Source organism: Flavobacterium sp. P1_E4, from assembly GCF_056405915.1.
In genome coordinates this window covers 120035-132629 of record NZ_JBFUBE010000010.1, presented here as the reverse complement: position 1 = coordinate 132629, position 12595 = coordinate 120035, and the positions used below count along the sequence as shown (strand labels likewise).

General features: G+C 35.0%; 7 protein-coding genes. All 7 read right to left on the bottom strand.

What is annotated here, in order from left to right; translation table 11 throughout:
- Positions 1–178: 178 nt before the first annotated feature.
- A complete protein-coding gene (locus AC1DY0_RS11480) occupies positions 179–1261 on the bottom strand; it encodes an alkaline phosphatase family protein (protein WP_477188736.1) in 1083 nt (360 codons plus the stop codon).
- Between the two features lie 10 nt (positions 1262–1271).
- A complete protein-coding gene (locus AC1DY0_RS11475; RefSeq protein ID WP_477188735.1) occupies positions 1272–2732 on the bottom strand; it encodes a glycoside hydrolase family 125 protein in 1461 nt (486 codons plus the stop codon).
- A 30-nt stretch (positions 2733–2762) separates the two neighbouring features.
- Positions 2763–5039 carry a GH92 family glycosyl hydrolase gene (locus AC1DY0_RS11470; protein ID WP_477188734.1) on the bottom strand — a complete coding sequence of 759 codons (2277 nt, stop codon included), beginning with the start codon at positions 5037–5039 and terminating at the stop codon, positions 2763–2765.
- 88 nt (positions 5040–5127) lie between these two features.
- Positions 5128–7389: a GH92 family glycosyl hydrolase gene (locus tag AC1DY0_RS11465; protein ID WP_477188733.1), complete on the bottom strand. Its 2262-nt coding sequence runs from the start codon at positions 7387–7389 to the stop codon at positions 5128–5130.
- 134 nt (positions 7390–7523) lie between these two features.
- Positions 7524–8783, bottom strand: coding sequence for an MFS transporter (locus tag AC1DY0_RS11460; protein WP_477188732.1), 1260 nt, complete (start codon positions 8781–8783; stop codon positions 7524–7526).
- A 70-nt stretch (positions 8784–8853) separates the two neighbouring features.
- Positions 8854–9711 carry an endonuclease/exonuclease/phosphatase family protein gene (locus AC1DY0_RS11455; RefSeq protein WP_477188731.1) on the bottom strand — a complete coding sequence of 286 codons (858 nt, stop codon included), beginning with the start codon at positions 9709–9711 and terminating at the stop codon, positions 8854–8856.
- Between the two features lie 517 nt (positions 9712–10228).
- On the bottom strand, positions 10229–12541 hold the full coding sequence (locus AC1DY0_RS11450) for a GH92 family glycosyl hydrolase (RefSeq protein WP_477188730.1): 2313 nt from the start codon (positions 12539–12541) through the stop codon (positions 10229–10231).
- Positions 12542–12595: the final 54 nt, after the last annotated feature.

Sequence of the window (12595 nt, the reverse complement as noted above, 5' to 3'; positions counted from 1 at the left end):
TATATGACTTATATGTTTAATAATTTATTGATAAAACAGTTTAATCCAGGCAAACGCATGAGTTATTTTTTACCGCAGATTCGCAAATTTTAATATAAATACCACTGAATATTTTTTAGCTAATTGAATAATTGAAAACTAATGATTCATTAAAAAACGATTACTCGAAAAAGAAATATTATTTCAATACTTCTGTTATTTCTTTAGCTATAGGATGCTCTGCCTTGAAAGTATATCCCAACAGTTTAGCAATGGTCTGAGCAAATTGTTCTTGATATAGCTGTCCTTCCATTTTCATTTCTCCTTTGTTGCTAATTCCAGGCCCCATAGCGGCAAACCATATTTCGGATGCGTCCTGAATAGAACTACCATGATCCGTCCATTCCTCTTTTATCTTATCACCACGACCATGGTCTGTAGTAATGAACAAAGCTGTTTTGCTTTTATATTTGGGATCATTTTGCACGTAGTCCCAAATTTGTTTTACCCAAGCATCAACCTGATGAGCCGCATCCAAATAAGACCGATATTGGCCCGCATGTGCCCATTCGTCTGTTTCTCCATAAGCAACATACAGTACTTTTGGCTTATTTATTTTTAATTCCTCCATCGCTTCATACTGCGTAAAGACGTCAAGGCATTCACCTTCATGAAAAGGCTTAAATGAATCATTGCGCATGCTATTAATCAACTTCTGCTGTTCCGTTGGGGTATTCCCTCCTACATTGTCAAAAGCAGAAGCCACAGGTATTCCGCTTCGCTTTTCATTTAAGATTCTGTCAAATGCTTCCCACGCGCCAAAAGCCGCCACTTTTCCTTTTAGTTTTGGTTGTTGGTTTAAAAACTCCAGTAAGTTAACATGAGGATTCGGAGCATAATCATTTGAGTCTATGGCAGGATCAGCATAACCAGTCATTATTTCGCTATAACCTGGATAACTGAACCAATGCGGATTGGCATTATTTACTTTATTTCCATAATTTCTGTTGCCATATAATTGTCCTTGTGAAGCAACAACTGACCAGAAAAAAGGCATCAATTTTTTTCTTCGTTCCGTAACATCATTACTCCAGTATTTATTAAAAATATAAGTACTGTCCCCCTGATTAAATTTTTGGTTTTTGGCAATTGTCTGATCCATTCCTTCAAACATCTCATGCCATCTTAGACCATCAGTCGTTATAATGATAATGTTTTCTGCTTGCTGTGCATAAGATGAAACAGCCATGAAAAATAACAATAGCAATACATTTTTTTTCATAAGTAGTTATTTAAATATTTTTATCCATTAATATATTCGGGTGGTTTTTACTGATGTTTACGATCAATTCACCAAACAATGTATTGGCCCAAGCAAACCATTTACGGGTGAATTGTTTTGCATCGTCTTTATGAAATGATTCATGCATAAATCCTGTATCTGCATGGGTTTTCTTCAAAGTGCTGATGCAGTATCTGATCTCATTTTCATCCACGCTCGTAATCGCTCTTAAAATGATACTCATAGGCCAGATGGTGTCTATTCCTGTGTGTGGCCCACCTATTCCTTCGCCTGCTTTTCCTTTGTAGAAAAATGGATTATTGTCTGAAAGCACCACTTTTCTAGTATTCAAATACAATGGATCATCGGCTTTTACCGCTCCTAAATATGGTAATGATAATAGCGAAGGCACATTGGCATCATCCATAAAGTGAAAACTACCGAATCCGTTTACCTCAAAAGCTATGATTTCACCAAATTTAGGGTGTGTAATGATTCCGTTTTCTTTCAGTCCTTTTTGAACTTCAGCTCTTAGTTCTGTCGCTTTTTTTACTATATCATCATCTTTCAAAGCTGCAGTCGAACACATTTCAATCATGTAGCCCAATATCTCAATGGCAAACATATTGCTTGGAATCAAATATCCAAACACCGTGCTGTCGTCACTCGGACGGAAAGTAGAAACAATCAAGCCACAAGGTTTTACTGGATAACCATAACCGGAAAGAGCCACACCATCAGTCGCCCATTCTGTATTTCTTTGAAAAGTATATGGCCCTTTGTCTGTCCAACGCTGTTGTTCTTTGAACGTTTGTAAAATCAAATGCATCGCTTTATTCCAATCTCCATCAAACATCGAAGTATCGCCAGTTTCTTTCCAGTAACCGTGTGCCAAACGAACTGGATAACACAAACTGTCTATTTCCCATTTGCGTTCGTGGATTCCTGGCTTCATTGTTGTAAAGTCACTTTTCCACTCGCTTTCCTTATTGAAATCTTTGAAAAAAGCATTTGCATAAGGGTCTAACAAAATACATTTCGTCTGACGATTGATTACTCCTTTTACAAGCTCTTTCAGTTTTTTATCTTCTTTCACAAATGGAACATAAGGCCAAATCTGAGCGCTAGAATCTCTCAACCACATTGCATCAATGTCACCAGTAATTACATACGTATCTGGTTTTCCATCGATGATTTCAAAATCCACTGTCGTGTCCAAAGTGTTTGGAAAACAGTTCTCGAACAACCAGGCCAATTCCGGATTGGCAATTTGTTTTTTGATTCTGACAATAGCATCTTCAATGGCTTTGCTGGTAAATTTTCGTTGTGCCAATGGCGGACGCTGACTAACAAAATCAGAAGCAAAATTGAAAAACGAATTACTACTTGAAGCAAAAACTTCCGTATTTATGGCGAGCATTCCTGCTGATAAAATTCCAGTGTTTCTTAAAAATTTTCTTCTTGATTGCATAATTATTATTTTTTACAATTAAAGTGCATTTTATTTTTTTGAATACGAATAAGGGTAACTTTCTTTAGTAGTTCCTCGTTTTTTATTCGGAGTATTAGTCATTTCAAAATTAAGTTCGGCCCCCTTTTGAAGGTCAAAATGATTTATGTAATTTTTGTCATAAACCTTGTTGTTCCATTTTAGTTCTTGAACATATTTGTTTTCATCCGAATTTTTGTTGGCATTGATTACGATCTGTTTTCCGTTTTCTAAATTAACGGTCACTTTCTTGAAGAACGGAGTTCCCAAAACATATTCGTCTGAAGCAGGGGTAACAGGATAGAATCCTAGAGCCGAGAAAACATACCAAGCCGAAGTTTGTCCATTATCTTCATCGCCACAGTAACCGTCTGGAGTTGGCTTATAAAGTTTATTCATAACCTCACGTGTCCAGTATTGTGTTTTCCATGGTTCACCAGCATAATTATACAAATAAATCATATGCTGAATAGGTTGATTTCCATGAGCATATTGTCCCATTCCCATAATTTGCATTTCACGAATTTCATGTATAACTCCACCATAATAGGAATCGTCAAATGTAGGAGGCAATGTAAACACCTCGTCTAATTTTGCCGTAAAAGCTTTTTCTCCACCCATCAAATCAATCAATCCCTGAATGTCGTGAAAAACGCTCCAGCTGTAATGCCAGCTGTTTCCTTCCGTAAAGGCATCTCCCCATTTAAAAGGGTTAAAACCTTTTGTGAAACTACCATCTTTATTACGGCCTGCCATTAGGTTAAATTCAGGATTGAAAACATTTTTGTAATTCATCATTCGTTTTTCATACAAAGCAATTTCAGCTGCAGGACGATTTAAGGCTTTCGCCAATTTCCAAATTGTATAATCATCATATGCATATTCTAATGTTCGAGCTGCGTTTTCCTTGATATTTACATCATAAGGTACATAACCAATCGTATTATAATATTCTACACCTCTTCGACCTGTAGCGCTTGGGCCTTCATTGTTTGCTCCTTTTAACAAGGCTTCATACAGAGTATTGATGTCATAACCTCGCATCCCTTTCAAATAAGCCTCAGAAACCACAGATGCAGAATTATTTCCAATCATACAATCCCTTAAACCTGGACTTGACCATTCTGGCAAAAATCCGCCTTCTTTATAATCGTTTATTAACGCTTCCTGCATTTCTTTATTTACGGAAGGATACACTAAATTTAGCAATGGGTACAAGGCTCGGAAAGTATCCCAGAAACCAGTTCCACCATACATATATCCGTCTAGAACTTTTCCGTTGTAAGGGCTGTAATGAACTATTTTTCCAGCTGAATTTACTTCGTAAAGCTTTTGCGGAAAACAAGTAGCACGATACAGACAAGAGTAAAAAGTTTTCAGTTGGTCTTCTGTACCACCTTCAACCGTAACTTTCGAAAGCGTTTTATTCCACTCAGCTTTAGATTCGGCTACTACTTTTTCAAATGAAGCATTTTTTAATTCCGCTTTCAAATTTTGTTCTGCCTGTTCAAAACTTATAAATGACGAAGCCACACGAACATTCACTTTCTCTCCCTTTTTGGTTTTAAAACCTACAACAGCTCCAGAATGATCCGATTGCATTTCGAGTTTTTCTTTCTTCAAGCCTTTTTTATTCCATGTWTAATTAAATTCAAAAGCTTTGTCGAAAACAATAACAAAGTAATTTTTAAAATTGTCAGGTACACCTTCATCATTTTTGGTTGTGTAACCAATTATTTTATTTTCTGAAGGAATTATTTTGATGTATGATCCATCGTTAAGAGCATCAATTACAACTGAAGATTCATCGTTCTTTGGAAAAGTAATTTGAAAATGGGCCGCTCTTTCTGTAGCTGTAATTTCGGTTGTAACATCAAAATCAGCAAGATAAACGCTGTAATAATAAGGCTTTGAAATTTCAGTTTTGTGGCTGAACCAGCTCTCTCTATCCTCTTCCTCATAAGCAATTTTGCCCGTAACGGGCATGATCGAAAACTGTCCATAGTCATTGATCCATGGAGATGGTTGGTGCGTTTGTTTAAAACCACGAATTTTGTCGGCAGTATACGTGTACATCCATCCGTCTCCCATTGCACCTGTTTGTGGTGACCAAAAATTCATTCCCCAAGGACGACAAATTGCGGGATAAGTATTCCCATTAGACAGATCACGGCTGGATTGTGTTCCGATCAATGGATTTACATAATCAGCTGGATTCGATATTTTACTTTGTCCTTTCGCAAAAGAGCAGCAAAATAATACAAGCATTAAGAATACGTTATTTTTCATTGTTGTTTTATTTTAAGAGATATACTTTGATGTTTAAATGTAAATTCTTTACTAGTTAAAGACTTTTGTGTTCTAAATTTATTTTTGATTATTTCCAATCACAATTCGGTTTCTCTCCCATTTCAAAAATTAGTTTCTGCCCATTAATAATTTCTGCATGGCTGATAAATGGTCTTGGTATTATTTTCCCATCCATTGTCACCTTTTGGATGTATTTGTTTTTTTCGGATATATTATTTGCAATTATTTCTAATTTTTTCGGAACACCATTAACCGAATAATTCATGGCTAATTTAGGATATTGAGGTGCTCCAATGGCGTACATTCCTGAGGCTGGCGTAACCGGATAAAATCCCATAGCGCTAAAAATATACCAAGCTGACATTTGTCCACAATCGTCGTTGCCATTAATGCCGTCCGGTGTATTTCTATAGTTACTATTAAAGTGTGTCCGAATCAAATCTTGTGTTTTCCAAGGTTGCTCACAATAATCATATAAATAAATGTAATGATGCCCCGGTTCATTATCATGCTTATAGTGATTCTCTGAAAAATTTTGATCTAATTTTTTAGCGAATTTTTCATTTCCTCCCATGATTTCAATTGTACCAGGTATATCGTGCATTGCCCCAAAAAGATAGGTCCAAGGACTGCCTTCGGTAAAACCTTCGTTCGTATTTTTATCCCATTCGCCGTTAAAAAGACGAGGAGAAAAAAATTCTGTTTTTGAATTGTACAGTTTTTTGTAGTTTTTAGACCAACCCGTTAATTTTTCGAAATCATCGTTTTTTTGCATATCCTTTGCAACTTGCGCCACGCAATAATCATCAATACCGTATTCAATAGTTCTTGCAACCGATTCGGATTTATAATCTGAGGGAATGTAGCCCAATGTGTGGAAAAACTGTAAACCGGCTTGCCCTTCATAACAGCCCCAATTTTGTCTGTCTGACATTCTGTTTTTCTCCCCATCACAATCTGTTGCAACCATTGCATCTTTACGCATGGCTTCGTAAGCTAGTTTTGTATCATAACCTCTTACTCCTTTTACATAAGCATCTGCGATAACAGCATCGGCATGCGTCCCAATCATTATATTCGATTCGGCTGGGTTTGGCCACATCGGCAATCTTCCTCCTTCTTTGTATATATTTAGCATCGAAGTGATCATGTCGTTTGCTCTATCTGGCTGCACAAATAATAAGAAAGGGTGCAACGCTCGAAATGTGTCCCAAAGCGAATAATCAGTATAAGAAACACCTTCATGAATCTTGTCGTCAAATGGGCTGTAATATTTACCATATTCCGAAAATTGTCGGGGAAACAATAAGGTATGGTAATAGGCTGTGTAGAAAATTTTCTTTTTTTCTTCATCAACACCTTCAATTTTAATCTTTTCAAGATTGGACTGCCAAGCTTGTTTTGTTTTTAATGCCGTTTTATCAAAATCCCAATCTGGAATTTCTTTGGATAAATTTTCTTTGGCCTGCTCAATGCTAATGAATGAAGTTGCTATTTTTACTTTTACGACTTCATTTTGTTTTGTCGAAAAAGTAACATAAGCCCCTAATCGTTTTTTCGCCGATAGTTCATCTGATGAAGGAAAAGTTTTTTCGTTGTTCCAAGTACCAAAAGAATCGAAAGATTTATCAAACTGTATTACAAAATATCCCTTAAAGTTTTTGAGTTCAGGACCTATATCAAAGGATGCTCTGTCTGGATTATACCCGATTATTTGATTTTTTGCCTTATCAAATTTTATGTAGGCTGTTATTTTGTTCGCACGATTTTCCTTTGAATTAATACCGTCTTCATCCTTTTCATCGTCAATGTTTATGGATTGAAATACAAGATGCGAATTTTTTGATTCCGGAAAAGTAAATTTAAAAATACCACAACGTTCTGTTGCTGCTATTTCAGCTTTAATTATTTTCTTTTCAGCTGTTTTCATTTTCACCGAATAATAGTATGGAGTCGCTATTTCTTCTTCGTGGCTAAAAGAAAGTTTTCTTTCTTGTGGTTTTAGTTTCAATGAACCTATTTCAGGCATTACAGATACATAACCATAATCTCCCATCCAAACCGTTGGCTGATGACTGGCAATAAAACCCAATATAGAAGTGTCTTCATATACATAATACATTCGGCTAATTTTGTTTTCACAGGTTTGAGGTGAAAAATTGGTCATTGTAAAAGGAGGACCTACACTCAATGCCAGGCCTCCTTCTCCTTTTTCGGCTGTTCCTATATATGAATTTACATAATCAATTTCTTGTTTTCTTTGTGAAAATGAAGAATTGGTATATATAAAAAATATAAAAAGTAAAATTAAATTTCTTATTGAAATCATCTTAGAAAGTATTTGATTAGATTACATGTAAACAAAAATGTTTTAACAATAGAAAACGTTTTTAGAACACAATTTACTATAAATAAGAATGTTGCAGTAAAAAATATGATTTTACCACAACATTCATTGTTTAATTATTTATCTTCTTTTGCTTTTTTTAAATCTATAATTGCATTATTAATCAAAGGTTTTGCCCAAAAGCCCAACCATAAAATATATGCCAGTGTAACATATAACAGCGTCATGGCATATCGCAATCCTATCATATCGCCAAGTTTACCAATGATTAAAGACATTACGGCTCCACCTACGATACCTGTACACAAAATCCCCGAAAAAGCTCCGTGATTATTTTCAAGTGAATTTAAGGCAAGTGAAAATATAACAGACCACAAAACCGAAAGCGCGAACCCAGAAAGTGGAAAAGCATACAAAGCCATTTTTGATGTACCAAATAGAGCAACTGTAAGACATAAAATAGCACCAATTGTAAATACTTTGAGCACATTACGGCTATCCAAAAACTTTAGAAGCAATAAACCCAATAGACAGCCCGCAGTAAGCAAACCCCAAAAATAAGCTACCATTTCAGCACCTACAGTTTGTGGGTCGTAACCATGATAATCACTTAAAAATTTTGACATCCAGTTTGCAATTCCCTGTTCAGTACCAACATAAGCGAATGTTCCAAAGAAAAACAAAACCACCGTTTTATCTTTCACTAAATCTTTGTAAACAGCCCAAGTACCAGTTTTTTCGGTTTCATCTAATTCAAATTTTGGAAATTTGAAAAACGATATTACAACAACCATTGCAAGTGCCGTAATCGCAAAAATCCAATAAAGGGAAACCCAGTTTAAATTCTCTGGAACCAAATCTGATAGTATTTTAAGAAATCCATTTGAATTAGTCCCATCATGTTTAATATTTGTCACTAAATAACTGTATGTCAACGGGCTTAAAAATGAAGCCGCTCCAAAAAAAAGTTGTGCCATAACAGAATTAAAAGCGAAATGTTTTTCACCGCCCGAAACCCTAAGCAATGGATTTATAGCCACTTGCAATGAAGCCATTCCTATTCCTATTAAAAACAAAGACAGCAATGCGACGTAATAAACAGGAAATAAACCAAATAACAAAGAGCCAAAAGCCGCCAACAAGAATGAAAATATCATTACCGTTTTTTCACTATATTTTTCTATTAAAACACCAGATGTGGTTGACATAACCCCGTAAGCCGCAAAAAATGAAAATGGAAGAAACCCAGCCATTCCAAGTGATAAATTAAAGCTATTGATAATATCCGGAATTAAAGGTCCCATGATATTTGTCAAAAATGAAATTACAAAAAATATCAAAAAAACTAACCCTACTGTGTAATAATTATTTTTCATTTATTTGGAATGTTATAATGTTGTAAACATGATTCTTATTTTTAAACTCTTTCGAACGAATATTGATTACTTAGAAAGCAACATTGATAAATACTGGTGCGTGGTCAGAAAGGAAAAGGTCGTTTAACGTTTCTGCAAAAACTGCATATTTATGAACTGTAATCCCTTTGGTCACTAAAATATAATCGATGAGTGGTCGGTCATTGAAAGGTATTTTCCCAAAATCATGAAAAGACCAATTTGGACCATATACAATTGAAGCGAGTTTTTTGGAATCCAACAGATTTAAAGTTTTATCTGCCGTTAGCAATGATTGTATAACCGATGAATCCGGTGTTGCATTCAAATCCCCCATCATGATTTGAGGCATTCCCTCACTTAGTTGGGCGATTTTTGATTTAATCAGTGTTACACTTTCTCGTCTTGCCACTTTACCCATGTGATCAAAATGCGTATTTATGACAAATAGTTTTTTACCAGTAGTTTTGTCTTTCAACTGCACCCAAGTAGCAACGCGTTCGCAGGCAGCATCCCAACCTTTTCCAGGTTTTTCAGGAGTTTCGCTCAACCAGAAATACCCTGATTTTATAAGTGTAAATTTATTTTTATTGTATAAAATCGGACTGTATTCCCCTTTTTCTTTCCCGTCTTCTCTACCTACTCCCAAAACTCCATATTCCGTAAGGTTATCTGCAAGGTACTTTAGTTGATGCGTCAGAACCTCTTGCGTACCAAGGATATCAACTTCATTGAAACGAATCATTTTCAGTACGTTTTCTTTACGTTGCTCCCAGTTGTTTGGATCGTCTTCCGGATTATCATAACGGATATTAAACGTCATAACATTCACATTTGCTTGCGTTTTACTTTGCGCATTTGCATTTGCAATAGCAAAAAATATTCCTAGAGTCAATATGATTTTTTTCATTATTTCTTTCCGAATTAGTTATTCAATTTGTTTATTATGCCAATCGTATGTTATTTTATCATGTTATATAGCTTCACTATACTTTTCATATAGCTTCACTATACTTTTCATATAGCTTCACTATACTTTTATATAGCTTCACTATACTTTTATATAGCTTCACTATACTTTTATATAGCTTCACTATACTTTTCATATAGCTTCACTATACTTTTTATATAGCTTCACTATACTTTTCATATAGCTCCACTATACTTTTTAATAGCTTCGCTATACAATTTATATAGAACAATTATAACCCGTTGGGTGAAATTCAAATGAATTAAAAAAATGAACCACATAGAGACATAGATTTATAATTATCGCTAAGAATAGATAGAAAATAGCACTATTTTTTCTCATAGATCGACTATGAGAAAAGTAAAATATCTATCAAACTCTTTAAGCTATTACTATTTTCTATGTTTCTATGTTGTTAAAACAATTTCACCCAACAGATTAATTATACTCTACAGTATTACAATGGCCTGTCTGCTTTTGCCACTCCAAAAGTTGCAGAAGGTTTGCTTCCCATAAACATTTTCAACTCCCCACCTTTTACAATCATTTCATGTGTTATATATGATTTTGTATACGGTTTTCCGTTGTATTCCACTTTTTGAATATAAATATTTGTTTTGCTATTATCTTTTGCAATTACCTTGAATGAAATACCATCTTTCAAATTGATTGTTGCCTCATCAATTGCTGGACTTCCTATTACATAAATGCCATTTGCTGGGTTTACGGCATAAAATCCCATTGATGAAAGTATGTACCAAGCAGACATTTGACCTACGTCTTCGTTTCCACAAATTCCTTCTGGTTTTGTAGTATAAAATTGGTTGAAAACCTGACGAACTATTTTTGCGGTTTTCCATTGTTGACCTGCAAAAGCATACAAATAAGGTGTATGATGACCTGGTTCGTTTCCGTGAGCGTATTGTCCAATGAATCCAGAAATATCAGCCGAAATTTCTTTACCAGTTAATTTTCCAGTGTTATTAAATAATCCGTCTAATTTTTTTGTAAAATTCTTATCTCCTCCAAATAAATTAATCAATCCGTATGGGTCTTGAGGCACTAACCAAATGTATTGCCAAGCATTACCTTCAACATAGTCATCTCTACGGTGGTTAGAATACAAAGGATCGAAAGGAGTTCTCCACTTTCCATTTTGCAATTTTCCACGCATAAAACCGGTTTCTTTATCAAAATATTCTTTGTATAATTCAGCTCTTTTTGAAAAATATTCGTAGTCAGCTGTTTCACCCAAATCCTTCGCCATTTTGGCAATACACCAATCATCTATCGCATATTCCATTGCATTCGCAACCGTTTCACCCTCTACATCAGCTGGAATATATTGTAATTTTTTAAGGTATTTAATTCCTTTTTTGTCAAAGTCTGCAGTTGTTTTCATTGCTTCGTAAGCAAGCTGAACATCATAATCTCTATACCCTTTAAAATAAGCATCGGCAATAACTGCAATTGAGTGATTTCCGTTCATACAATCAGTTTCACCACCCATTAAATGCCAAACTGGTAATCTGCCTTGTTGTTTGTAAATAGCAAGAAACGATTTTACTATGTCATTAACTTTGTCACCTTGAATAATTGTATAAAGTGGGTGCAATGCTCTATAGGTGTCCCAAAGAGAGAAGGTTGTGTAGTTTGTAAAATCGGCTTTTTTGTATACTTTCTTATCAGTACCTCTGTAATCTCCGTTTGCATCATTGAAAAGTGAAGGAGCAATCATTGTATGATACAGAGCTGTATAGAAAACCGTTTTTGTATTATCATTAGCTTTTACATCAATTTTTGATAACTGTTTATTCCATTTCTCATCAGCAGTCTTTACTACCTTATCAAAATCCCAGTCATTAATTTCTGCGTTTATATTGGCTAAAGCATTTTCACAACTTACAGGAGAAATACCAACTTTAGAGAAAATTACTTTTCCTTTTTTGGCCTTGAAGTCAATTACAGCTTTCATTTTTACTCCTTTTCCTTCAGTGCCAGTAATTGATTTTGTGTCATCATATAAGGACAGATTCGAAATTTCTTCCGAAAATTCCATTACAAAATAGATTCTTTGGTCTTTAACCCAACCATCGGAATATCGGTATCCTTCGATTGTATTCTTGTTTATTTTTTTTATGTAAGTATCCGTTGATTCATCACCACCAACTCCGTCAACCAGATCTACCAAGAAATGAGGCTGTTCGTCTGACTCGAAAGTATATTTATGAAAACCTACTCTTTCAGAAGCTGTCAATTCGGCCTTCACATTGTAACGATCTAATTTTACGCTGTAATAACCCGGTTTTACAATTTCATTCTTGTGTGAAAAAAGCGAACCATATCTTTTGTCCAAATCCTCAGCGGTCACATTGGTTGAGTCTTTTAATTCGATATAGTTTCTATGATTCAAATAAGTTTCTCCCGTAAAAGGCAGCAACAAAATATCATTCAAATCAGCACATCCCGTTCCGCTTAAATGGGTATGTGTAAACCCAATTATAGCATTTTGCGAATAATTATAAGCACTGCTCCAGTCCCAACCACCGTCTATTTGAGCAGGTCCTAATTGAACCGCTCCGAATGGAACATTTGCTCCAACAAAAACGTGTCCGTGATCTCCAGAACCTATAAGAGGATCAACATATTGTGTGTAATTAGACTCTATTTCTTTATCAGATTCTTTATCAGACTTGCTTTTGGAGCAAGATAAAAAAGCTAGCACCGCTCCAATGAGAGTAAACACTCTAAGTAAATGGGATTTTTTCATTTTTTAATTTTTAAAATATTATTGTTTTTGATATTGTAAGACTTGATCTTTTTC